Origin of the sequence: Serratia sp. K-E0102, assembly GCF_029962625.1 — a bacterium.
Taxonomy (GTDB): Bacteria; Pseudomonadota; Gammaproteobacteria; order Enterobacterales; family Enterobacteriaceae; genus Serratia; species Serratia sarumanii.
Genome location: NZ_CP124754.1, coordinates 2,109,559 through 2,132,336, shown reverse-complemented (window position 1 = coordinate 2,132,336; position 22,778 = coordinate 2,109,559). Strand labels below are relative to the sequence as shown.

Annotated in this window: 25 protein-coding genes and 1 pseudogene; 10 read left to right on the top strand and 16 right to left on the bottom strand. The window is 60.5% G+C overall.

What is annotated here, in order from left to right; translation table 11 throughout:
• Nucleotides 1–244 precede the first annotated feature (244 nt).
• Entirely contained in the window at nt 245–1,780 is a 1,536-nt protein-coding gene (locus SSARUM2_RS10265; RefSeq protein WP_060452880.1) for a serine hydrolase domain-containing protein, read from the top strand.
• Between the two features lie 3 nt (nt 1,781–1,783).
• Here the strand turns inward: SSARUM2_RS10265 and SSARUM2_RS10260 are convergent, their stop codons facing one another.
• Together SSARUM2_RS10260 and SSARUM2_RS10255 are read right to left on the bottom strand one after the other, a co-directional pair.
• Nucleotides 1,784–2,314 (bottom strand): chorismate mutase, encoded by a 531-nt coding sequence (locus tag SSARUM2_RS10260; RefSeq protein ID WP_033653884.1) that lies wholly within the window; start codon nt 2,312–2,314, stop codon nt 1,784–1,786.
• 113 nt (nt 2,315–2,427) lie between these two features.
• Complete coding sequence (locus SSARUM2_RS10255) at nt 2,428–2,913, bottom strand: anti-virulence regulator CigR family protein (RefSeq protein WP_033646351.1); 486 nt, start codon at nt 2,911–2,913, stop codon at nt 2,428–2,430.
• A gap of 443 nt (nt 2,914–3,356) precedes the next feature.
• Here SSARUM2_RS10255 and SSARUM2_RS10250 point away from each other — a divergent pair, with 443 nt between their 5' ends.
• On the top strand, nt 3,357–3,536 hold the full coding sequence (locus SSARUM2_RS10250; protein ID WP_025160261.1) for a hypothetical protein: 180 nt from the start codon (nt 3,357–3,359) through the stop codon (nt 3,534–3,536).
• A 54-nt stretch (nt 3,537–3,590) separates the two neighbouring features.
• On the opposite strand, the gene SSARUM2_RS10245 is transcribed toward SSARUM2_RS10250, so the two are convergent.
• The 5 genes from SSARUM2_RS10245 to SSARUM2_RS10225 all read right to left on the bottom strand — a co-directional run bounded on the left by SSARUM2_RS10245 (nt 3,591) and on the right by SSARUM2_RS10225 (nt 9,274).
• Nucleotides 3,591–4,472, bottom strand: a complete 882-nt coding sequence (locus SSARUM2_RS10245; protein WP_004941293.1) for a nucleoside-specific channel-forming protein Tsx — start codon at nt 4,470–4,472, stop codon at nt 3,591–3,593.
• Nucleotides 4,473–4,845: 373 nt separating this feature from the next.
• The gene (locus SSARUM2_RS10240) at nt 4,846–5,118 is read right to left on the bottom strand and encodes a hypothetical protein (protein WP_004941292.1); all 273 of its coding nucleotides are present in this window, start codon (nt 5,116–5,118) and stop codon (nt 4,846–4,848) included.
• Nucleotides 5,119–5,191: 73 nt separating this feature from the next.
• A complete protein-coding gene (gene yddG, locus SSARUM2_RS10235; protein ID WP_033653883.1) occupies nt 5,192–6,085 on the bottom strand; it encodes an aromatic amino acid DMT transporter YddG in 894 nt (297 codons plus the stop codon).
• A gap of 91 nt (nt 6,086–6,176) precedes the next feature.
• The gene (locus tag SSARUM2_RS10230; protein ID WP_033646354.1) at nt 6,177–7,547 is read right to left on the bottom strand and encodes an APC family permease; all 1,371 of its coding nucleotides are present in this window, start codon (nt 7,545–7,547) and stop codon (nt 6,177–6,179) included.
• A 308-nt stretch (nt 7,548–7,855) separates the two neighbouring features.
• Nucleotides 7,856–9,274 carry a glutamine synthetase family protein gene (locus SSARUM2_RS10225; RefSeq protein ID WP_060452879.1) on the bottom strand — a complete coding sequence of 473 codons (1,419 nt, stop codon included), beginning with the start codon at nt 9,272–9,274 and terminating at the stop codon, nt 7,856–7,858.
• Nucleotides 9,275–9,493: 219 nt separating this feature from the next.
• Between SSARUM2_RS10225 and puuD the strand changes: the two genes are divergently transcribed.
• From puuD to SSARUM2_RS10205, 4 genes are read left to right on the top strand one after another with little or no spacing between them, the layout of a single operon-like run.
• Nucleotides 9,494–10,255: a gamma-glutamyl-gamma-aminobutyrate hydrolase gene (puuD, locus tag SSARUM2_RS10220; protein ID WP_043147308.1), complete on the top strand. Its 762-nt coding sequence runs from the start codon at nt 9,494–9,496 to the stop codon at nt 10,253–10,255.
• Nucleotides 10,252–10,809, top strand: a complete 558-nt coding sequence (gene puuR, locus SSARUM2_RS10215) for an HTH-type transcriptional regulator PuuR (RefSeq protein WP_033638246.1) — start codon at nt 10,252–10,254, stop codon at nt 10,807–10,809. The genes puuD and puuR overlap by 4 nt, the downstream gene beginning before the upstream one ends.
• Before the next feature lie 15 nt (nt 10,810–10,824).
• The gene (gene puuC / locus SSARUM2_RS10210) at nt 10,825–12,321 is read left to right on the top strand and encodes an aldehyde dehydrogenase PuuC (protein WP_060452878.1); all 1,497 of its coding nucleotides are present in this window, start codon (nt 10,825–10,827) and stop codon (nt 12,319–12,321) included.
• Nucleotides 12,322–12,332: 11 nt separating this feature from the next.
• Entirely contained in the window at nt 12,333–13,613 is a 1,281-nt protein-coding gene (locus tag SSARUM2_RS10205) for an FAD-binding oxidoreductase (RefSeq protein WP_033653879.1), read from the top strand.
• A gap of 43 nt (nt 13,614–13,656) precedes the next feature.
• Here SSARUM2_RS10205 and SSARUM2_RS10200 read toward each other — a convergent pair whose 3' ends face one another.
• Together SSARUM2_RS10200 and SSARUM2_RS10195 are read right to left on the bottom strand one after the other, a co-directional pair.
• The gene (locus tag SSARUM2_RS10200) at nt 13,657–14,412 is read right to left on the bottom strand and encodes an SDR family oxidoreductase (protein ID WP_025302549.1); all 756 of its coding nucleotides are present in this window, start codon (nt 14,410–14,412) and stop codon (nt 13,657–13,659) included.
• A 315-nt stretch (nt 14,413–14,727) separates the two neighbouring features.
• Nucleotides 14,728–15,156: a universal stress protein gene (locus SSARUM2_RS10195; RefSeq protein WP_033638240.1), complete on the bottom strand. Its 429-nt coding sequence runs from the start codon at nt 15,154–15,156 to the stop codon at nt 14,728–14,730.
• A gap of 253 nt (nt 15,157–15,409) precedes the next feature.
• Here SSARUM2_RS10195 and SSARUM2_RS10190 point away from each other — a divergent pair, with 253 nt between their 5' ends.
• A complete protein-coding gene (locus SSARUM2_RS10190; protein WP_016928046.1) occupies nt 15,410–16,087 on the top strand; it encodes an isochorismatase family protein in 678 nt (225 codons plus the stop codon).
• Nucleotides 16,088–16,300: 213 nt separating this feature from the next.
• On the opposite strand, the pseudogene SSARUM2_RS10185 reads toward SSARUM2_RS10190, so the two are convergent.
• A pseudogene (locus SSARUM2_RS10185) lies at nt 16,301–16,379 on the bottom strand.
• Between the two features lie 114 nt (nt 16,380–16,493).
• Complete coding sequence (gene cspA / locus SSARUM2_RS10180) at nt 16,494–16,706, bottom strand: RNA chaperone/antiterminator CspA (RefSeq protein ID WP_033638238.1); 213 nt, start codon at nt 16,704–16,706, stop codon at nt 16,494–16,496.
• A 560-nt stretch (nt 16,707–17,266) separates the two neighbouring features.
• Here cspA and SSARUM2_RS10175 point away from each other — a divergent pair.
• Nucleotides 17,267–17,668 (top strand): hypothetical protein, encoded by a 402-nt coding sequence (locus SSARUM2_RS10175; protein WP_060436531.1) that lies wholly within the window; start codon nt 17,267–17,269, stop codon nt 17,666–17,668.
• Nucleotides 17,669–17,674: 6 nt separating this feature from the next.
• Here the strand turns inward: SSARUM2_RS10175 and SSARUM2_RS10170 are convergent, their stop codons facing one another.
• From SSARUM2_RS10170 to SSARUM2_RS10160, 3 genes are all read right to left on the bottom strand, one after another.
• Nucleotides 17,675–18,319 (bottom strand): Qnr family pentapeptide repeat protein, encoded by a 645-nt coding sequence (locus tag SSARUM2_RS10170; protein WP_049196620.1) that lies wholly within the window; start codon nt 18,317–18,319, stop codon nt 17,675–17,677.
• Nucleotides 18,320–18,387: 68 nt separating this feature from the next.
• Nucleotides 18,388–19,458: an SMP-30/gluconolactonase/LRE family protein gene (locus SSARUM2_RS10165; protein ID WP_225369063.1), complete on the bottom strand. Its 1,071-nt coding sequence runs from the start codon at nt 19,456–19,458 to the stop codon at nt 18,388–18,390.
• Between the two features lie 151 nt (nt 19,459–19,609).
• A complete protein-coding gene (locus SSARUM2_RS10160; RefSeq protein WP_025160266.1) occupies nt 19,610–19,819 on the bottom strand; it encodes a hypothetical protein in 210 nt (69 codons plus the stop codon).
• 140 nt (nt 19,820–19,959) lie between these two features.
• On the opposite strand from SSARUM2_RS10160, the gene SSARUM2_RS10155 reads away from it, so the two are divergent.
• Nucleotides 19,960–20,310, top strand: coding sequence for a GFA family protein (locus tag SSARUM2_RS10155; RefSeq protein ID WP_033653875.1), 351 nt, complete (start codon nt 19,960–19,962; stop codon nt 20,308–20,310).
• A gap of 12 nt (nt 20,311–20,322) precedes the next feature.
• Here the strand turns inward: SSARUM2_RS10155 and SSARUM2_RS10150 are convergent, their stop codons facing one another.
• Both SSARUM2_RS10150 and SSARUM2_RS10145 read right to left on the bottom strand, forming a co-directional pair.
• The gene (locus SSARUM2_RS10150; RefSeq protein ID WP_047567921.1) at nt 20,323–20,739 is read right to left on the bottom strand and encodes a DUF2000 domain-containing protein; all 417 of its coding nucleotides are present in this window, start codon (nt 20,737–20,739) and stop codon (nt 20,323–20,325) included.
• A gap of 99 nt (nt 20,740–20,838) precedes the next feature.
• Nucleotides 20,839–21,297 (bottom strand): hypothetical protein, encoded by a 459-nt coding sequence (locus tag SSARUM2_RS10145; protein ID WP_049234405.1) that lies wholly within the window; start codon nt 21,295–21,297, stop codon nt 20,839–20,841.
• Between the two features lie 227 nt (nt 21,298–21,524).
• Between SSARUM2_RS10145 and SSARUM2_RS10140 the strand changes: the two genes are divergently transcribed.
• Nucleotides 21,525–22,736 carry an MFS transporter gene (locus SSARUM2_RS10140; RefSeq protein WP_060452876.1) on the top strand — a complete coding sequence of 404 codons (1,212 nt, stop codon included), beginning with the start codon at nt 21,525–21,527 and terminating at the stop codon, nt 22,734–22,736.
• Nucleotides 22,737–22,778 lie beyond the last annotated feature (42 nt).

Genomic DNA, 22,778 nt, shown 5'->3' with positions numbered 1-22,778 from the left:
CCCCTCTGCAGGCGCCGCCGGGCGCCTGTTTCTCCCCCTGCCTTTAACCGCATCGTCAGCCGCGTTCTGCGCGCCATATCAAAGTTTCGCGTGATTCCCCACCGACTGGTCTAAACAGCGCACAAAACAGCGGCCGACGAAAAACGCACTGCGCCACAATCAGCCGAAAAGCCCGCGCTCCTCGTCAGCGCCGGGCGGCGTGTGGCCGAGCTGGCCCGTTTCGAACCATCACTCTGGAGGCCCTATGTCTGTAACACCGTTAAACTGGCGCGCTGCCGGCGCCGTTGCCGAACAATTGCTGGCCGGCTGGCAACGGCATGGCGAACCCGGCGGCGCCATCACCCTGTTTGACGCCGAACAACTCCGCGCCACCGCCTGCGCCGGCCTGGCCGATCTGGCGCAGAATACCCCCTTCACCGCCGACAGCGTGGTGCGCTACGCCTCAGTGACCAAGCACATCTTCGCCGCGCTGGCGCTGAACGCCACCGATCGCGCCATTCGGCTGGAGCAACGCCTGGGTGACCTGTTGCCCGCCCTGCAACCCGCGCTGGCGGACGTCACCGTCGGCCAGGCGCTGGACATGACCGGCGGCCTGCCCGACGTGCGCGAAACGCTCGGCCTGCTCGGCATCTCGCTGCACGCCGTCAGCGAGGCGCAGCCGGTGATGCAGTTTGTCGAGGGGTTGGAAAGATTGAACTACGAAGCCGGCAGCGAGATCGCCTACAGCAATACCGGCTATCGGCTGCTGGAGGCCGCGCTGCGCAGCAAAGGGTATGATTTCGACCAACTGGTGCAACAGCACATCGCCCGGCCGCTGCAGGTGCAGATGCGGGCGCCGGAAAGCTGGTTCGACGTGGTGCCAGGGTTGGTGCCGGGTTACTGGCGAGCGCCGCAGGGCTGGCAACACGCCAGCGCCGGCCTGCACCTTTCCGCCTCCGGCAGCCTGACCGGCAGCCTCAACGCCCTCACCCGCTGGCTGCAGACGCTGCTGGCCAACGAAGGCACCGGCCAGGGCGTGCTGGCGCAACTCGGCGCACCGCGCCGCCTCAATCAGGGCCAACTCAGCGCCTATGGCCTGGGGCTGGCGCAAACCCCGCTGGGCCGCCGGCGCTTGCTCGGCCACGGCGGCTCCCACGCCGGTTACAAAACCTATTTCCTGCTGGCGCCCGATCGTCAGGCCGGCGTCGCGCTGGTGGCCAACCGCGAAGACTGCGACAGTTTCGGTATGGCTTTGCAGGTGATGGCGGCGCTGCTTGGCGAACCGCTGCCGCAGCGCAGCATGGCGATCCCCGACGGCCTTTACGCCACGCCGGCGGAGCCGCACTGGCTGGAGGTCAAAAATGGCAATCTGGCCTATCTGGGCAGCGATGAACCGCTGTATCAGGGCGAAGACGGCTACGCGGTGTCGCTGTCCGCCCATATGCCGATCAAATTGAAGTGGACCGGCGAAGCGGTCGAGGGCGAAGTCGGGCATGTGGCGCGCCGTTTCCTGCCGGTCACGGCCAACGGCGACTGCCTGAAGCATGTGCAGGGGCTGTGGTATCACCCGCACTATCGCACCGCCTTTGAAATTCGCGGCGATCGGGTGCATATCGGCGTCGGCCCGGCGGCGCAGACCGGGACGCTCAGCCCGCTCGGCCAGGGCCGCATGCTGGTGGAGTGCCAGGACGGCCCGTGGTTAAAACGCTTTTGCCTCTATTTCCGCGGTTACAACGTGGATCTCATCGCCAACCGCAGCCGGATGCTGACCTTCCGCCGCAGCACCGTCGGCCGCGACTGACGCTCAGCGTGCGCTGCCGGTTTTGACCGCCAGCAGCGCATCCGCCAGCCGCCGTTTGTCGGCTGCGCTGAGATTCACCTGATCCACGGACGCCATAAACGCCGCCCGATCCGCCTCGCCGAGCGGGCCGGCGCGCAGCCGCTCCGCCAGCCGTTGCAATATCTGGCTGCTCAGCTGCGCGATCTGCGGGCGCACCTGCGCCAACGGCCGCGGCTGCCAGCCGGGTTCCGGGCTCGCCAGCCAGTCGGCGCGATAGCGGTACTGAATCGCCTTGGCGGCGTCCATCTGCGCGGCGATAAAAGGCCGCACCGACGCCGGCTCCAACCCCAAACGCCCCGCCTCCGCCTGCGCGCTGGCCAACACCTTCGCCTCCTGCGCCAGGTCTTCGATCGGCAAATGCCGCTGCGCCTTGTAACCGGCGACGTCCTTCATCAACGACAGCCGTTGGTTCACCAGCTCGCCGATAGCGGCTGCGCCCTCTGCCAACGCGGGAAAACTGGTCAAACAGCAGGCTATCAATAACGCCCTGAACATGGCGCCTCCCTTATGATGCAGTGAAACGTAAGGCCCAAAGTTCACCACGTCCGCCCCGCGCTGGCAAATAAAAAGGCCCCGCCGCAGCGAGGCCCGATAACGCTCGACAAACCTTAGTCGAACACGCCGTTGATGACGGAAGCCACAATCGCGGTGCTGAGTGCGACCAGCACCAGATCGTCGCCGGCGATACGCCACTCATAACCCGGGTACTGCGGCAGATCACGCAGCATCGAGTAAGGCACCACTTTTTTGGCGATGCCCGGCGGCAGCGGTTTACCGCGCGCCAGATTCTTGGCGATGCCCGGTGGCAGCGAGCTGTAGCCGGTCAGGCCGTAGTTGCGCGCCAGCGAACGGGCGCGGTCGCGCGAGAGGCTGACGGAAACCAGATTATCGTCGTTTCTATAACCGCCTTTATCTTTATTGCCTTTGTTGCCGTTGTTGCCATGGTTACCGCTATTACCGTGATTGCCGCTGTTGCCATGGCCATTACCGTTGCCGTTACCATTGCCGCCTTTGTCAGCCAGGGCCGGGGCGGATGACAACCCCAGCGACGCGATCAGCGCCAACACCGTGAGGGTCGTACGACGTTTGTTCATGTTGTGTATTCCTGCGTGGGGGACTCTGTTGACTATAGCGGGTCTTTTCCGGACGAAGTATAAGGAAAACTCCGAGATAACAAGTGCAGTTTGACGGCAGTCGCGCCAATAGCTTGTTTCAACACAACACGCCTCGAGAATTCCGAAACTTACCTCAGATTTTTCTTGAAGAAAAATAAGCCTTACGCTAGCGTGGGAGGGTAACAAAAAAGAGTTAGCGTGCTCTTTTTCGTCGCACCTCAAATCTTATTCTTATCATCCATAATGATAATAGCGAACACTTCCCGCCTCTCCGTGCGGGATTCTTTTTCCCGCCGCTGTCGCCCCAATCTGGTGCTTTATGTTGAGATTTGGTTGCCAATAATTTACATTCGCTGTCTGAGAAACCTCAACCTCCCGCGGTGGCCAGGCTGGCAACGGGTGGGCGTTCAGGAGCAAAAGACGTGCAAATGACCCTCATGGAATACATCACTCGGCACTTTAACGGCGATCTTCATCGTTACGCGCAGTCGGAAGGCGTCAGCCGTGAACAAATCATTAGTTGGATAAATAATGAATGTCACGTGATCAAAGGCAGGCTGTTTATGCCGGTGAAGCATCTCCCGGTTGAACAAGCCCAGTGATGACAAAAAAAAACCCCGCCAGGCGGGGTTTTCTGTTTCTGATAACACGGAAAATCAGAAGTTATAGCCGACCACGAGGTAATAACCCCAGCCGGTAGACTTGATCGGGCCCTGCGGGGTGCCGATATCCGCGCCATCCTGCCACTGGCCGCCGTTATGGAAGTAACGCGCCACGAAAGAATAGTGCCAGTGATCGTAGTTCAGCGCCAAAATATGGCTGGAGGCGATCGAGTTGCTGGTGCGCACCTGTTTGCCGGTGCCGTCAACCCAATGGCTGTCCTTGCCCAGATCGGAACCGAAGTCGAAGTTGGTGAAGCCGATGTAGCTCAGGTTGCCGCCCCACACCTGGGTCAGCGGCACGAAGTATTTCACCTTGAAGCGGTAACCGTCCCAGCTGTTCTCGTTGGCGGCCTGGTAGTTTTCCCACTGGTATTTGGCATAGATGTTCATCGACAGGCTCATCGGCAGGCCGGTGTCGATATCGGTGCCCAGACCCATGTACCAGGTGTTCTGACGGCCGTCGGCGTTGTGGCCCAGATCATAGATGTAGTTGTTGGCGAAGTACCACTCTTTGAACGGACCGAAGCTCAGATCGGTGCCGGTCAGCTTGTCGATGGAGAAGCGCGGTTCAATCTCCATAAACAGCGGGGAACCTTTGTCCCAGATGCCGCGATCCGGGGTATTGCCCACGCCGAAGAACTTCGGCACGTCAACGTAACCGTAGAAATCGAACCAGTCTTTCTTGGCGAAGGCTTCGTATTCGAGATACACGTCGTTATTCAGCTGCGGCCCGAAGCGGGTGTGGTAGCTGCCCACCACGTTGACGCTCTGGTGCCACCAGTCGGAGACATATTGACTGTCTTTGCTATCAGCCATTGATGATGCACTGTAAGACGCTGCGAGCAGTACACCTGCTGCGAGAGCTATTTTTTTCATTTTATTACCACATGCTTAAAGGGCCATTTCCTGCCCGTTTAGAAAAGATGACAATGAGTCTGCCGACACCTGGCGTTGTCTTCACACAGAAACTCGGATGACGCGCGCATTATAGAAACCACTGACTGTAAGAATCTGTGATCCAGTTACGCATTTCGCGAATAGGTAATCGATTGCGTTCACATTTGTCAAATTATGTTTCATGCAAATTCACATTCGCTGTGATTTTTGTCATGCACATCGATTTTTAGCGCAGTTTTTGAGCCAACTGTCATCAGGGCGTCACCTGCCCGCCATTGAGCCGCGGCAAAGAAAAAGCCGACGTATAAACGTCGGCCTTCATCAAAATCAGTAAAAAATACGCAAAGCGAAATCAGTTCACCGCCGGCACCGCTTTGGCGATGTTTTCCTGGCGGAACGCCACCTCTTCGCCGTTTTTCACCTCCCAGCTGGCGACCGGGATATCGGTCTTGGGCGCCGCCGCGACGACCGAGCCGTAAATCAGCTTGTCGTCGCGGCGCAAAATATAAACGTCAAGCTGATATTCATGCCGCAAATTCGCCGTGGTCAGGCGCACGGTATCGCCGCGCTCGTAGTGATGCACGTCGATTTCGGGTTGTTGAATAAATTGAATGTCGCTTCTCATCGTCGTCGTTCCTTCAGGCAACATGGCTAGTTAAATTCTAGTTCAACATTGCGCCGACGGCGGATAATTTCCGTTAATTTCCACGGGTTGCCCGCCAACAGATCAGCGAGCCGAGAGTGACCATCGCCACGCCCTGCCAGAAATTGACGGTCAGCGAGGTGTGCAACACCAGCGCGGCGAACACCGCCGACAACACCGGGGTAAAATAAGAGACGGTCGCCAGCAGCGTCATGTTGCCGTGCAGAATGCCGACGTTCCAGGCGGCATACCCCGCCCCCATCGCCACCCCGGCGCACAGCAGCGTCACGATCACGCCGGCGCTGAACTGCATGCCGCTTTCCGCGCTGAAGGCATATTTAAGCCACAGCGCCAGCGCGGTCAGCACAATGAACAGCACCACGCCGTTGCTGCCCTGGGCGATCTTCTTGGTCAGGTTGCAGTACAGCGCCCAGATCACCGCGCCGCTGAACGCCAGCCCGTAGCTGAGCGGATTGCTGCGCACGTTGGCCAGCATCTGCGCCGGTGACCAGCCGCCCTCGCCGCTCATGATCCAGCCGATGCCGAACAGCGACAGCAGCAGCCCCGGCAGCAGCCACCATTTCGCCTTTTGGCCGTTGAGCGCCAGCGCCATCAGCACGGTGAAACAGGGCCACAGGTAGTTGATCATGCCCACTTCTATCGCCTGCAGGCGGGTATTGGCGTAGCCGAGCGACAGCGACAGGCAGATCTCGTAGCTGACGAACAGCAGGCTGCCGACGATGAGATAAGGCCGCGGAAAGCTGCGCCATTTCGGCACGCCGAGCGCCACCAGCAAAAACACCGCGCTGACGCTGTAGATCATCGCCGCGCCGCCGATCGGCCCCAGCCCTTCGCTGACGCTGCGGATCAGGCCGACGACGCTGCTCCACAACACAATAGCCAACAAACCGAACAGCGTGGCGCGGGTACGCGAGGGCAAAGCGGGCATAAGGCGAGTCCAATGGGTTATTTTTTATCAGGTTTTTCACTCTACTGCCGCACGCGCCAAAAAGAAAGGCGGGAAATTCCCGCCTGTGATTTTATTGCTGCGGCTGCCGCTCGAGCTGCGGCGGCGGCTGGCGAAAACGCCGGGTCAGCCAGGCCAAATAGCCGAAGCCCAGCGTCGCCCAGATCAGCCCCATGGTCAGCGAGCTCTTCTCCAGGTTCAGCCACAGCACCCCCACCGTCAGCGCCCCCACCAGCGGCAGGAACAGGAAGTTGAAGCGATCCTTCCAGCTTTTGTTGCGCCCTTCGCGAATGAAGAAGTGGCTGATCACCGACAGGTTGACGAAGGTAAAGGCCACCAGCGCGCCAAAGTTGATCAGCGCCGTGGCGGTCACCAGATCGAACGACAGCGCCGACAGCGCCACCAGCCCGACCATCAGCACGTTCAGCGCTGGCGTGCGCCATTTAGGGTGAATGTAGCCGAAGAATTTCTCCGGGAACACGTTGTCACGCCCCATCACGTACAGCAGGCGCGACACGCTGGCGTGCGACGCCAGACCGGAGGCCAGCGTGTTGATAAAGGTCACGCACAGGAAGATCGACTGGAACAGCTTGCCGCCGACGTACAGCGCGATCTCCGGCAGCGCGGCATCGGGCTGGTGGAAACGCTGAATGGTCGGGAAAAACAGCTGGATGAAGAACGACACGCTGATAAAGATCACCCCGCCATACAGCGCGGTCAGGAAGATGGCGCGCGGGATCACCTTGGCGGCGTCGGGCGTCTCTTCGCACAGCGTGGTGACCGCGTCAAAGCCGAGGAACGAGAAGCACAGGATAGTGGCGCCGGTAATGATCGGCAGCAGGTGCGCATTCTCACTGAGGAACGGCCGCAGGCTCCACACCGTGCCCATCCCCTCGCCGTTGTGCAGGCCGCGCACCACCAGGTAGATGAACACCAGAATGATCGCCACCTGCGCCAGCACGAACAGGGTATTGAAGTTGGCCACCAGATTGACGCTTTTCAGATTGATGGCGGTAATCAGGATAACGAAGCCCACCACCCACACCCAGGGCGGCACTTCCGGGAACAGCGCGGTCAGGTAAATCTTCGCCAGCAGCGTGTTGATCATCGGCAGGAACAGATAATCGAGCAGCGATGACCACCCCACCAGAAAACCGACGTGCGGGTTGATCGCCTTCTGCGCATAGGTGTAGGCGGAGCCGGCGGTAGGAAACTGGCGCACCAGTTTGCCGTAGCTGATGGCGGTGAACAGCACGCCGGCCAGCGCCAGCAGATAGGAGGTCGGCACATGGCCGTCGGTGAGGCCGGAGACGATGCCGAAGGTATCGAACACCGTCATCGGCGTCAGATAGGCCAGGCCCATCATCACCACCTGCCACAGCTTGAGGGATTTGCGCAGCTGCGGTTTGCCCGCCGGGCCGCCGTCGGTGGCTTTAATCGTCATGGCATTTCCCCTCTTGGTCCTCTGCTGTCAACCGTGCAACGTCATTCAGAGAGGCCGCGGGGAAACTGCTGCTCAGGCGGCGGGTAAAACGGGTTGAGGTCACTGTCGGGCAGCCGGCGACCGGCCCGTAGGCACTGCGGCACAGGCAAACGTCTGCGCATGGGAATGACTGAGTCATGGTTATTTCCTCGTCGGCGTCCTGTACGCCGTGATAGAAGAAATTCAGTACCGCAGCGCGCAGCCTCACCGGCCACAGGAGAGCCGATGAAATGCGCCGGACGCGCGCGGTAGTCGCAGGGTGAGCGGGATCAGGCGTTTTTCAGCATCCACTCGATTTCGGTTTCGGTGATCAGGCGCTCGAACTGCACCAGCTCATCGGTTTTGCAGGCCAGATAGACGTGGCTGAAACGTTCGCCCAGCAATGCATTGAGCACCGGCTGATGTTCGAACTCGTACAGCGCGTCGCTCTGGCGGATCGGGAACGGCAGCCCGTCCTGCTCCAGCCCGTTGCCGGTCACCGGCTCAGGCAGCGGCAGCGCGGTTTCCAGCCCGTAGACGATGCCGGCCAGAATGGCCGCCATCACCAGATAAGGGTTGGCGTCGGCGCCCGCCACGCGGTACTCCACGCGGTGGTTGTCGCGATCGCCGCAGGGAATGCGCAGCGCCACGGTGCGGTTGTTATGCCCCCAGGAAGCCTGGGTCGGCACATACATGCCGGGCTGGAAGCGACGGTAAGCGTTGACGTTCGGCGCCAACAGCGCCATCGAGGACGGCATCAGGGCGATCATGCCCGCCAGCGCCTGTTTCAGCAGCGCCGAATCTTCGCCGTCGTCGTCGGCGAACACGTTGTTGCCCTGCGCGTTCAGCATGCTGATGTGCACGTGCATGCCGCTGCCGGCGTGTTCCTCATACGGCTTGGCCATAAAGGTCGCCTGCATGTTGTGGTTCTCGGTCACCATGCGCACCAGACGCTTCAGCGCCAGCGCGTGATCGCAGGCCTGCAGCACGTCGTCGGTATGGTGCAGGTTGACCTCGAACTGCCCCGGCGACGCCTCCGCCACCGCGCCGTCCGCCGGAATGCCCTGCAAACGCGCCAGTTCGTCGATCTCGCTCAGCACGTCGGCGAAATGGTTGAGGTTATCGACGGAATACACCTGGCTTTGGGTGTTGCGCTCTTGCGTGCCCGGCGCGCACGGCGGCTGCAGATAGCCCTCCGCGTCGCGTTGACGATCGATGAGATAGAACTCCAACTCTACCGCTACCACGGGGGAAAGCCCGCGCTGACGCAAACGCTGCCACACTCGGTTCAGCACATTGCGCGGTTCAACGTCAAAGGGAGTGCCATCTTCATCCAGCATGGTGAGCAGCACCTGCGCGATATATTGCGGGTCCGCCGCCGACGGCGTCAGCGTGCCCGGCACCGGCACGCACACGTGATCCGGTTCGCCCAGCTCCTGCCCCAACCCGGCCTCTTCTACGACGTTGCCGAGAATATCCATCGCAAATACCGACGCCGGGAAGTAACAGCCCTTCTCAAGTTTGTTCAGACCGCCGACCGGGATGCGTTTGCCGCGGAAGCTGCCGTTCAGATCGGTCAACAGTACGTCGACATGTTGGGTTAACGGATAACGTTCCAGATACTTCTTCACTTCGCGCTGGAACGCGCTACTTCGTCTCTCTTCACTGTGCTGAACAAAGTTTTCCACTTCTACGATGTTGGTCTGCATGGTTCACCCGCCGTTTGTGTTTTGCTGTCGTCGATGTTTATTGACCGTCTTGTTCAATATAATGCCCACAAATGAAACGTAGATGAAACAAATTTGTTTTGCAAGTGTTACTTTTGGTTTGAATATTGCCCAATCGACTGCTAGATTTATAGAATATTGAACGAAATCGGCGGTGGAGATGCTTATCGTTCATAATTTCGAACGTACCAAGGGGATAGCATGGACAATATATTTAACAGACCAGTCATCGGCGTCGTCATGTGCAGGTATAGGTTAAACGGGCACCTCACACAGACCTTGCAAGAAAAGTACCTGAATGCCGTTATCGCCGCCGGCGGCCTGCCGATCGCCCTGCCGCACGCGCTGGCGGAGCCGGAAATGCTGGCGGAACTGCTGCCGCGACTCGACGGCATTTTGCTGCCGGGCAGCCCCAGTAATGTGCAGCCGCACCTTTATGGTGAAAACGGCGATGAGCCTGACGCCGATCCTGGCCGAGACGCGTTGAGCCTGGCGCTGATCCGCCAGGCGTTCGACAGGCGCATTCCCCTTTTCGCCATTTGCCGCGGCATGCAGGAGATGGTGGTCGCCACCCAAGGCACCCTGCACCGCCGCCTGTACGAACTGCCCGAGCTGCTGGAGCATCGTGAAGACCACGACCTGCCGCTGGAACAGCAATACGCCCCCGCCCACGAAGTCATCGTTCAGGAAGGGGGGCTGCTTTCGCAACTGATACCGGATTGCAACAGATTCTGGGTGAACTCGCTGCACGGCCAGGGCGCCAAAACCCTGGGCGCGAGCGTGCGCATCGAGGCGCACGCCGCCGACGGGCTGGTGGAGGCGATCAGCGTGCGCGATCAGCCCTTCGCGCTCGGCGTGCAGTGGCACCCGGAGTGGAACAGCGACGAGTACGCCCTGTCGCGCCTGTTGTTTGATGGTTTCATCACCGCCTGTCGGAACTATCAAAAGGAAAAACGCCCATGAGCGACGTCAGCTTGGCACCGGGAAAACGTCTGTCGCAGATCCGTCAACAATTAGGGTTGTCGCAGCGCCGGGTCGCCGAACTGTCTGGGTTAACCCACAGCGCCATCAGCACTATCGAACAAGATAAGGTCAGCCCGGCCATCAGTACGCTGCAAAAGCTGCTGACGGTATACGGTCTGTCGCTGTCGGCGTTTTTCGCCGAGCCGGAAAAACCGGCGGAGCCGCAGATCGTGATAGGCAGTGACGATCTGATCGAAATCGGCAGCCAGGGCGTTTCGATGAAGCTGATCCACAACGGCGACCCGAACCGCACGCTGGCGATGATGATCGAGACCTACGAACCGGGCACCACCACCGGCGAGCGCATCAAACATCAGGGGGAAGAGATCGGCACGCTGCTGGAGGGCGAAGTGGTGCTGCAGGTCAACGGCCAGAGCTATCACCTGCTGGCCGGGCAGAGCTACGCCATCAATACCGGCATCCCCCACAGTTTCAGCAACACGTCGGCGCGCATTTGCCGGATTATCAGCGCCCATACGCCGACGACATTCTGATCAACGGAGCCAGGCATGAACTTTCACCATTTGCAGTATTGGCAACAACGGGCGCAGCCCCTGAAGATTGAGCACCGGCTGTTTATCGACGGCCGCTACCAGCCGGCCGCCGCGGGGAAATTTTTCGCCGTGGAAGATCCCGCCGGGCGCCGTGAGCTGGCGCAGGTTGCGCGCGGCGAAGCCGCCGACATCGATCGGGCGGTCAGCGCGGCGCGCGCCGTCTTTGAACGCGGCGACTGGGCGCAGGCCGCCCCGGCGCAGCGCAAAGCCACGCTGCTGCGCTTCGCCGATCTGATGGAGCAGCATCACGAAGAGCTGGCGCTGCTGGAAACGCTGGACACCGGCAAACCGATTCGCCACAGCCTGCGCGACGACGTGCCGGGCGCCATTCGCTGCATCCGCTGGTACGCCGAAGCGATCGATAAGGTCTACGGCGAAATCGCCCCCACCGGCCGCGAGGCGCTGGCGCTGATCGAGCGCGAGCCGATCGGCGTAGTCGGCGCCATCGTGCCCTGGAACTTCCCGCTGCTGCTGGCCTGTTGGAAACTCGGCCCGGCGCTGGCCGCCGGCAACAGCGTGGTGCTCAAACCCTCCGAAAAATCGCCGCTCAGCGCCATCCTGCTCGGCAAACTGGCGCAGCAGGCCGGGCTACCGGACGGCGTGCTGAACGTGGTGCCCGGCTATGGCCACGACGCCGGCAAGGCGCTGGCGCTGCACCGCGACGTCGACGCCCTCACCTTTACCGGCTCCACGCCGGTGGCGAAGCAGCTGATGATCTACGCCGGCGAATCGAACATGAAACGCGTCTGGCTGGAGGCCGGCGGCAAGAGCGCCAACATCGTCTTCGCCGACTGCCCGGATCTGGATCAGGCCGCCCGCAGCGCTGCCGCCGGCATCTTCTATAATCAGGGGCAGGTGTGCATCGCCGGCACTCGCCTGCTGGTCGAAGCAAGCATTGAGCAAGCGTTCCTGCAGGCGCTGCGCAAACACGCGGCGGCCTTCGCTCCCGGCGATCCGCTCGATCCCGACACGGTGATGGGCACGCTGATCGACAGCGGCCACTGCGAAAAAGTGGCCGGCTATATCGATCGGGGGCTGAGCCAGGGCGCCGCGCTGTTCCTCGACGGGCGCGACCATCCGCAGGGCGACCACGCCGGTTATCTGGGGCCGACCATCCTCACCCAGGTGAACAACGCCATGAGCGTGGCGCGCGATGAAATCTTCGGCCCGGTGCTGGCGGTGACTACCTTCGACGACGAGCAACAGGCGCTGCAGCTGGCCAACGACAGCGACTACGGCCTCGGCGCCGCGGTCTGGACCCGCGATCTGGCTCGTGCGCACCGCATGGCGCGCCAGCTGAAAGCCGGCACGGTATTCGTCAACAACTACAACGACGGCGACATGACCGTGCCGTTCGGCGGCTACAAGCAGAGCGGCAACGGCCGCGACAAATCGCTGCACGCGCTGGACAAGTTCACCGAATTGAAAACCACCTGGATCTCGCTGGAATAAGGGCTTATCTCATGACTGAACACGTAAAAAGCTACTATGCGGCCACGGCCAACGCACATCAGCCCTATCCGCAACTGAACGAATCGATCGAGTGCGACGTCTGCGTGATCGGCGGCGGCTATACCGGCCTCTCCTCCGCGCTGTTTCTGGTGGAAGCCGGCTATAACGTGGTCGTACTGGAAGCGGCGCGCATCGGTTTCGGCGCCAGCGGCCGCAACGGCGGCCAGTTGGTCAACTCCTACAGCCGCGACATCGATGTGATTGAAGAGCGCTACGGCGCGGAAAGCGCCCGCCTGCTGGGCAGCATGATGTTTGAAGGCGCGGAGATCATCCGCAGCCGCATCAGCCGCTACGCCATCGACTGCGACTATCGCCCCGGCGGCATCTTCGCCGCGCTGAACAACAAGCAGTTCCATGCGCTGATCGAGCAAAAACGCAACTGGGAACGTTACGGCAATACCCAGCTCGAGCTGCTCGATGCGGACCGGGTGCGCCAGGAGGTTGCCAGCGATCGCTACGTCGGCGCGCTGCTCGATCACAGCGGCGGCCACATTCATCCGCTCAACCTGGCACTGGGTGAGGCCGAGGCGATTCGCCTGCAGGGCGGGCGCATCTTCGAGCAATCGGCGGTGACGAACATCCGCCACGGCGAACCGGCGCTGATCAGCACCGCCAACGGCCAGGTGAAGGCGCGTTTCGTCATCGTCGCCGGCAACGCCTATCTGGGCGACAAGCTGGAGCCGCGGCTGGCCAAGCGCAGCATGCCGTGCGGCACTCAGGTGGTGGCCACCGAGCCGCTCGCGCCGGAGATCGCACAGGCGCTGATCCCGCAGAACTACTGCGTGGAAGACTGTAACTACCTGCTGGATTACTACCGCATCACTGCCGATCATCGCCTGCTGTACGGCGGCGGCGTGGTGTACGGCGCGCGCGATCCGGACGACATCGACAACCTGATCCGGCCGAAGCTGCTGAAGACCTTCCCGCAGCTGAAAGGGGTGCGTATCGACTATCGCTGGACCGGCAACTTCCTGCTGACGCTGTCGCGCATGCCGCAGTTCGGCCGGCTGGAGAATAACGTCTACTACATGCAGGGCTACAGCGGCCACGGCGTGACCTGCACCCATCTGGCGGGCAAGCTGATCGCCGAGCTGATGCGCGGCGACGCCGAACGCTTCGACGCCTTCGCCAAGCTGCCGCACCTGCCGTTCTTCGGCGGGCGCAATCTGCAGATCCCGTTCACCGCCATCGGCGCGGCCTACTACACGCTGCGCGACCGCATCGGCGTCTAAAACAGCAGGCCCGGTCATCCTGGCCGGGCCTGTGCGTTAACGCTTAGACGATCTTCGGTTGGCCGTCCGAGGCGGTCGCCCCGCCATCGACCGGAATGTTGGCGCCATTGATAAAGCTGGCGTCGTCGCTGGCCAGAAACGCCATCACCGCCGCCACTTCTTCCGGCTCCGCCGCGCGCCCCAGCGCGATGCGCTCATTGAACTTGTCGCGGATTTCCTGCGGCCAACCGTTGGTCATGTTGGTTTTCACCAGGCTCGGGCAGACCGAGTTGATGCGCACGCCGTCACCGCCGTGATCCAGCGCCATGGCGCGCGTCAGGTTGACCACCGCGCCTTTCGCCGCACAGTAATAGGCCGCGCCCCAGTCGCCGCCCAGGCCGGACACTGACGCGGTATTGACGATGCAGCCCTTGGTCTTCAGCAGATGCGGCAAGGCGAATTTGGAGCAGAACACCACGCCGTCGATATCGACCCCGGCGATGCGCCGCCAGTCATCGACGCTGGTTTCCAGCACGCTGCCCGCCACGTGTACGCCGGCGTTGTTCAGCAGAACGTCGATGCGGCCCAGTTTTTCCGCCACCTCGTTCATCATTTTTTCAACCGCGACGTGATCGGACACGTCGATATGCACCGCCATCGCCCGGCCCTTCGGCAGCGAAGCGGCAACCTTGTCTACCGCCTCTTTAGCCCAGTCGGCCAGCACCACGATGGCGCCCTCGGCGGAGAACCGCCGCGCCGCCGCTTCCCCCATGCCATTGCCCGCACCGGTGATAACCACGACTTTATTGTCAAAACGCATGAGACCTCCTCCATGTGAACGTATTTATATAAGTCATACAAATATCATTGCCCCGAGGATAAGACGCCCCTCCCCTGAGCGCCAGTCAAAACGTGCGGTTTATTAACCAAAAGGAGGTATGCCAGTGATTTCAATGCGCTGGGTTAACCTTTATCGGATTTTGGCCAACATATTGATGGATAGAATAAAATTCCGGCCAGTCACTATTTTCAAGGCGGATTGTCAGCCAGCGGGACTATTGCGGATAGGCGGTTATGGCCGCTCAGAGATAAGCGATGTGAATGAAAAACGGCAGCCGCCCGCAGGCGGCCGCGACTATTTTTTCTCGATGGGGATCACCAGCAGATCGACGTTCAGCTCGTTGATCGCCTGACGCGCCGAAGAGACCAGTCGGCTCCAGACATCGTGATGGTGGCCGAAGATCACCAGATCGAACCCTTTCTCCTTCGCCACCCGGTTCAGTTCCTCCGTCAACGCGCCGCGGCTGACGATCACCTCTTCAACCGGATACGACGACTGCCCTTTGATCGCATTGAGCATATTCTTCACCCGCTCTGAAAAGGTGCGATCGGTGTAGTTATAATCGCCCACGCCCAGATCGACGTAATAACCGGCGCGATGAATGTCGATATAGATCAGGGAAAGTTGGGCATTGAGCGCGGCGGCCAGCCTGGCGCCCTTGCCCAGCAGGAACTCGGCGTCTTCGCTGAGATCCGTGGCGACAACGATATGCCGATAAGCCATGATGGCGGCCCTCCTCGTCAACTCCGTAAACAGGATGGCGCTCCTTGCCGCATGTTTCTCATGCACCTTAAGTTTAGCCTAGCGCCGGTTCGCTCGCCTGTCTCGCAATCGTTCCATCTGTGGAACGATGCATCCCGCCTTTGCGGTCTACCGGATTTTTCTCCCCTCCCTACACTGTAGGCAAGTGCTGAGTTTCAGCCTTATCAATCAAAGCAGATACCCATTGACCTCACGACAAGAGAAGGAAAAAACCATGAGCACTCCAGCCAACTTCAACGGCCAGCGTCCTGTTATTGATGCCAATGACGCCGTCATGCTCCTGATCGACCACCAGAGCGGCCTGTTCCAGACCGTCGCCGACATGCCGATGACCGAACTGCGCGCCCGCGCCGCCGCCCTGGCCAGCATCGCCACCCTCAGCAAACTGCCGGTGATCACCACCGCTTCAGTGCCGCAGGGCCCGAACGGCCCGCTGATCCCGGAAATCCATCAGAATGCGCCGCACGCGCAATACGTCGCCCGCAAAGGGGAAATCAATGCCTGGGACAACCCGGACTTCGTGGCGGCGGTCAAAGCCACCGGCCGCAAGACGCTGATCATCGCCGGCACCATCACCAGCGTCTGCATGGCCTTCCCGTCCATCAGCGCGGTGGCCGAAGGCTATAAAGTGTTCGCGGTGATCGACGCCTCCGGCACCTACTCGAAAATGGCGCAGGAAATCACCCTGGCGCGCGTGGTGCAGGCCGGCGTGGTGCCGATCGACACCGCCGGCGTGGCCTCGGAGCTGCAGGGCAGCTGGAACCGCGCCGACGCTCAGCAGTGGGCCGAGGTTTACACCAAAATCTTCCCGGCCTATCAACTGCTGATCGAGAGCTACCTCAAAGCGCAGGACGTAGTGAAAAACAACGAACTGCTGGACTCCCAGCGTTAAGATCGCGGGCATAAAAAACCCCGGCCAACGCCGGGGCTATTAATCGCGTGCCGGTGACTTTCCCGGCTGTCATGTTATGGCGTAAGCGTCCATCCAACACTCCAACATTACGCAGCCTAAGCGCGACTTTTTCACAACAGAAAAATAGACTGAAACGCGGCGTTATTAATTCTGCGGCAATCTGTTTTTCTGTTGCCAATAATAATTAATTATTGGAACGTCATCGAGGAATCGAACCCCAGTCCGCCAACGGATAATTTCGTTGCCGCTCTTCCTGCTGAGCTAATGACGTATTGGTAAAGACTCCGGGCGAACCCGGAGTTTATTCAGGCTGAGGACGTTATTTCTTAACTGCTCCGGCTTAAACCCTCATCGCTGTCGTAAGAAATCTGACCTCGGCCGAAAATTATAACGCGACCACGTTGCCGGCAGAAGGGCCCTTCATGCCATTTTCGATAGTGAACTCAACCTGTTGGCCTTCGTCCAGCGTTTTGAAATCGTTGCTCTGGATAGCAGAGAAATGTACGAACACGTCTTTGCTGCCGTCTGCCGGGGTGATAAAGCCGAAGCCTTTACCTGCATCAAACCATTTTACCAAACCAGTCATTTTAGTAGACATAGAGATATTTCCTTTATATTTTTGCGACGCCATAGGGCGATAGAGGTCTGTTTTTATTGGAAACTTATGGGGCACTAGAGAAGAAAATTCGCGGAAGAAGAGGTATCTGAGGGATATCGCTAATACTGAGAACTGCTTTACTAAAACTGCTTTCATAAGGTCTGTACTACAAACCGATGACGCTATTTACACACGGCTGAGTTATTTAAGCAAGATATATTTTAAATTATATTCATATGGCTCATAAATTTATTATCGCAAAAGGCCGCTGACGCCTGTCGCTACGGACGGAGTGAAACACAACGAACAGCTAGACTCGCAGCGCTGATCGCCAAAGCTCACAGCACCGGGGCTGACTATGAAAGCGCAAATAGCCGCCGCTTCCGCGTTATGTTCTTCCCTTCACGCGAAACCGCTCTCTGCTATAAAAACAGGGATAAGCGCTTAATCGTCATGAAAAAGCCATAAAAACTTAATAAATCAATCTGTTCTCGACACTGGTACATTATCGTTGCTACGATAATTATTTATATTCGCAGGAAATGACCTCAAGGATGGCTATGATTGGCAAAAGAACACTGACGCTAGCTGTGCTGACACTCAGTTTGGCAGGCTGCCAGCCGGCACCACCAAGCTATGTGGAAAACGCGAATGCCTTGATCGCCAAACAGATCAGCGCAATTAGCCTGCAAACGGCACAGTGCAAATTTGCCCAAGACGGGCACTATTGGATTTCGGCTTGCTCGTTGGGTACTGCGCACACCGCACCGGTGTTCGCCCTGTTCGAACAGGAAGGCGTTATGCAGGCCAACGACAATCTGGCCATCGCCGTCGTGCCGCTCAACGAGCAAGCTCGCCACCTCTCACAGGATCCGCACTTCACTATCCCGGTAATGCAACGCCGCATTCCCGTAGACGCGGATAAAGCCTTCAATCGCTTATTTGCCCAATCATCGCCTTAACCCTTCTCAGCCGACGATCGCGATCCCCAGCCGCTCCAGCAGCTGCGCGGCCTGGTGGCTGTCCATTTTGACGCCCTGCAGATCGGTGGTGCGCAAATCCAACTCGCCCAGTTCCGCGTTGCTCAAATCGCACTGGGTGACATCGGCGGCGCGCCAGTCGAATCCGGAGAACTCGCCGCCGGACAGATCGGAGCCGCTGAAGCTGGCGCCGAGCACCTGTGCGCCGTGCCAGCGGTTTTCCCACAGCTCGCATTTCTCCAGCACCACCTTGGCGAAGTTGGCGTAGCTCAGGTTGCTTTTAGTGATATAGGCGCTGCAAAACCAGGTGCGGCTGGTGATCATGTTCATAAAACTGGCGCCGCGAAAATCGGCGCCCTGCGCGCGGCATTCGCGGATCTCCAGCCCCAGGGCGCTAGCGTAGCGGAAGTCGGCCATCGACAAATCGCAGCTTCTGAAGCTGGCGTCTTTCAGTACCGCACGGCTGAAATTGCCGCCCTGTCGGCTGTCACGATCGTAAAACTGGCAGCCGATAAACTCGGTGCCGGTCAGATCGGTGCCCGAAAAATCACACAGCATAAAGCTGCCGTTTTCAATCTTCTCGCCGGTAAAGCGGTTACGGTCAATCTTTTCACCCTTCAACATCAGACTCATCGCAGCGCACCTGTTTATTTATACAGTCGGTGCGGCATTTAATCCTATTCCAGCTGAGTTGGCAACCATCACCGATCGGCGGGCCTCCGCTCTAACGCCACCTTGACGATGCTGAATGTCCTGACGCTCTCCGCCTGAGCGACGTCGGCAAACAAACGGGGGTAACGGGAGTTGACCACCCACACTTCGCCATCGCGCAGCGCGGCGCCGGTCGGCCCATCCAATTCCGGCGGCGTGGCGACCGCCGTGATATGCGCGCTGGCCCAACCGTCGTTCGAGGCGAGCAGCGTTACGTTGCCGGACATGCCCCCTTTTCTCCCCGGAAAAGACTGTACGATCACCAATTCATGGGCGTTTTTGAGCCGCAGCCCGTCCGGCCCTTTCAGCCGCTGCGGCAGCCTGATTTCACTTATTGCAGGCGCGTTATCCAGCGTCACCTTCCACAACAGCCCGCGGGTGTAGTCCGCCGCAATCAGATAGCCATCCGGGTGATACACGATGCCGTTGAGATAAGGCTGCGTGCCCTGCGCAGCGGCAGGTGCGTCGGCGGGCATCAAACGCGCCGAGCGCACCAGAATCGACACCTGGCGTGTTGCCCGGTCAATCTTGTAAATCTGCGGCTGGAAGCTGTCGGTCACGTAGATATTGCCCTGCACGTCGAGCGCCAGATCGTTGGCCAGCGTCGGCCCACGGCTTAACGATGAAAGATCGTACGTCTGCTGCAGCGCGCCGGTATCGAGATTGAACTCCAGCACCTGCGCCACGCGATTGCGCGTGCCGGAGGCTGAGTTGAGGGATACGCCCACGTCTTCGATGCACACCAGCACCCGGTTGCGCTCGGCGTCCACCAGCATGCCGGAGGTGGTGATAAGCCCACTGCCGGTGGAAAAGCGCCGATAGCGGCCATCTGGGTAGACCAGGCCGAGCTGCCCGCCACGCAGGGACGACACCAGGAACGCGCCGGCGCGCGCATTCCAGGCGATGCCTTCAGGGTAGGCGCCGGCGGCATCCGGCGAGAAGTCGATGCGCTGCGCGGCCTGCGCCTGCATGACGCCGCTGAGAAACAGCGCGGCGCCGGCAAGCTGGGTGAGGCGCCGGCGCCGCGGCAACAAGAAAGAAAAGAGGCTGAAGCGGAACATAAGCATGATCCTGATGAGGACTCGGATCGCTAGAGTAGGATCGCGCCGCTCACGGCACCAGCCGGGAAAAAGGCAATGCGCTACTAAAAAAATCGCAGTAATCGGCGCAAAAAAAACCGCCCGGGCGGGCGGTTGAGGCGACGGCGAACCGTTACTTCAGGGCTTCCTGAATGGCGTCGGCCATCGGGCCGATGTGCTTCTCCGCCGCCTTCAGCTGGAAGTCCACGCCGTTGCCGTCATTGGTATCCGACAGCGTGGCCTTGATCAGCTCCAGCGCCGCCTGCACCGCCACCAGCCGTTTATGCTGTTCGTCCGTGACCGGTTTGGCGCCCATATTGGCCGGATAGTAATGTTCTAACATCGCGATCTCCTTTTGATGACGTTAACCTCTAACCTACCAGAAAACCGCGCATTTACTAAGGAAACCAGGCCCTGCGCGGCCGAGTGACGATAAATTGCACTATACTGGGCAAACACGCCCCCTGCTACAGGACCATCGCCATGCCATTCCAGGGAAGCTGCCACTGCGGCGCCGTCACCTTCTCCGTGGACGCCGAACTGCCCACCGAGGCCCTCAGCTGCAACTGTTCGATCTGCCGCCGCAAAGGGCTGCTGCTGTCGTTCTTCCCCATCAGCGCTTTCACACTCAACAGCGGCCAGGACCAACTCAGCGCCTACACCTTCAATCAGCACAAGATCCGCCATCAGTTCTGCCGAGTCTGCGGCGCTCAGCCCTTCGCCTACGGCACCGCGCCGGACGGCGCCGCGATGTGCGCCGTCAACCTGCGCTGCGTGCCTGACGTCGCGCTGGATGCGTTGCAGATCCACAGCTACGACGGCGCCAGCGTCTGAGATGCCGCGTTTTCAGCGGTAGACGGAGAACTTCTTGGTCAACGGCTTAAGCTGTTCGGCGTCGCCGTAGAGCGCCACCGCCACGAAATCCAGCTGTTCGTAAGGGGTGGTGGCGGTGTCGGCGATCTGCTGTTCGGCGGAGTGCGACAGCATGGTGGTGGTGAAGAAGTTGGACAGCACGCCCTCTTCCTTGCATTTGAGAATCAGGTTGCTGAGCTGGCTGCTGTTTTTAGCCTGCAGGATCACTATCGGATAGTGGCTCATATTGGCGCTGACGCCGTCGAGGCTGCTCGGGTAGTGGTGAAACTCGCGCTGTTCGATGAGATCGGTGATGCCCGCCGTCAGATGGCAGGAGGCGTTAAACAGCGTGGCCGGTTCGTGATTGCGGTTGAGGATGATATAAAACTTTTTCTCGTTGTCGCTGTACATACTCTTCTCCTTGAATAGGCAGTCAGTTTTATCCAACCTGCGCACGGTTTCAAGGCGCGATAAGGGGCCGCGTCCGGCCCCCGTAATAACGCTGCCGGCTCAGGCGGCGCCTTCACCCGGGCCGAGCGGCTGCGCCACCTGATGCAGCACGGTGATGTGCTGCAAAAGCGTGCCGCCGTCGATCGGTTTCATCTGGCCGTCGCGATCTTTATAGTGCGTCGGCTTGGCGCCGTGGAAGAACAGCCCGGCGTTGACCTGCACGCCCAGATAGCCCGCGCTGGCCGGCAGGCGCTGCACGTCGGTCCAGGGGTTGGAAACCGGCACGTACTGGAAACCCTCGCTCGTTTTGGCGTACAGCGGGCGCAGCAGCGTGATAAAGGCCATCATCGGCGACAGCGCATCTTTAAAGATCTGCACCGGCCGATCGACCGTCATCAAGAAACCCTGCGGCTGCTCCTCAACCGTGTCGAGGCTCAGGCTGCTGCTGATATCATCACCCCGGCCGCCATAGCTCCATTCAATGGCCGGCGCCCCACTCTCGTTCATCATCTCTGACATACACTGCTCCTTATAAAATGAATTCAACACGCCTGCTGCGTGCCGGAACAGTAAACCGCTGCAGGGGGATCAGCGTCCACGCCGGGCGGCACGCTGGCGAACCAAACAACGAAGGCGCTCAATAAAGCTCGAAATGAATAATTTCCCCACGTGATAGCGCAGCATTTGAACGACCTGAGCCGTTGCAAGAGCACATAGTGATGGCGTTACCGCCACTGGAGAGTGTTATGACCGCGATTAAACCGGACGCCATCGACCGCGTTCTCCCCGCCGCCACGCCCTGGCTAGCCGTCATCAACGTGCTGTTCGCCGGCATCGCCGCGGCGCTGCACGTGGGCAAGGCCACCATCGCGCTGCCGGCACTGGAGGCCGAATTCGGCCGTTCGCTCGAAGCGCTGAGCTGGGTTATTTCGGCCTTTCCCTTCGTCGGGGTGTTCGGCGGCATCGCCGCCGGGCTGCTGGTGCGCCGCTGGGGCGACCGGCGGCTGCTGGCGCTCGGGCTGCTGATCATCAGCGCCGCCAGCTTTACCGGCGCCGCGCTGCACGACTTCAGCGGGTTGATCGTCAGCCGCTTTGTCGAAGGCCTCGGCTTCGTGATCGTGGTGGTCGCCTCGCCGGCGGTGCTGAACCGCATCGTCGCCCCGGCGCAGCGCAGCCTGGTGTTCGGCATCTGGAGCACCTTCATGCCGGCGGGCATCGCCATTTCGCTGTTTTTCGGCCCCCATCTCGCCGGCTGGCAGCAGAGTTGGCAGGCCGGTGCGGCGCTGACGCTGCTGGCCGCCCTGCTGCTGCCGCTGACCACGTCCCGCCGCACCGCCGAGGCGCACGCGCCGTCCTTGCCGCTGCGGCAAGCGCTGGGCGCCCTGCTGCGGGCGCGCCGACCGCTGTTGCTGGCGCTGATGTTCGCCACCTACAACCTGCAATTTTTCTCGGTGATGACCTTCCTGCCGATCTTCCTGATGCAGCGCATCGGCCTGACGCTGGCGGCCGCCGGCGGTATCAGCGCGGCGGCGGTGGCGGCGAACATCATCGGCAACCTCGCCGCCGGGCTCTTGCTGTCGCGCGGTCTGCGCGCCGGTAGCCTGCTCGCGGCCACCAGCCTGATCATCGGCGTCTTCGGCATCGGCATTTTCTTGCCGATAACGCCCAACGCCCTGCTGATCCCGCTGTGTTTCCTGTTCTGCGCCATCGCCGGCATGCTGCCCGCCACCATTCTGGCCGCCACGCCGGCGGCGACGCCGGAACCGACGCTGCTGCCGCTGAGCCTGGGGCTGGTGATGCAGGGGAACTATCTCGGCCAGGTGATCGGCCCGGTTGCGCTGAGCGCCATCGTGGCCGCAGCCGGTTGGGCGGCCCCGGCCTGGCTGGTGCTGGCGGCGGCCGTGTCAGGGGCGCTGTTGGCGCTGGCTTTTCTCAGCCGGCGGCATAAGGCGGGGTGATAAGCAGAAAGGTGGTTCTGTTTGTTATAAGCGGTGCTGAAT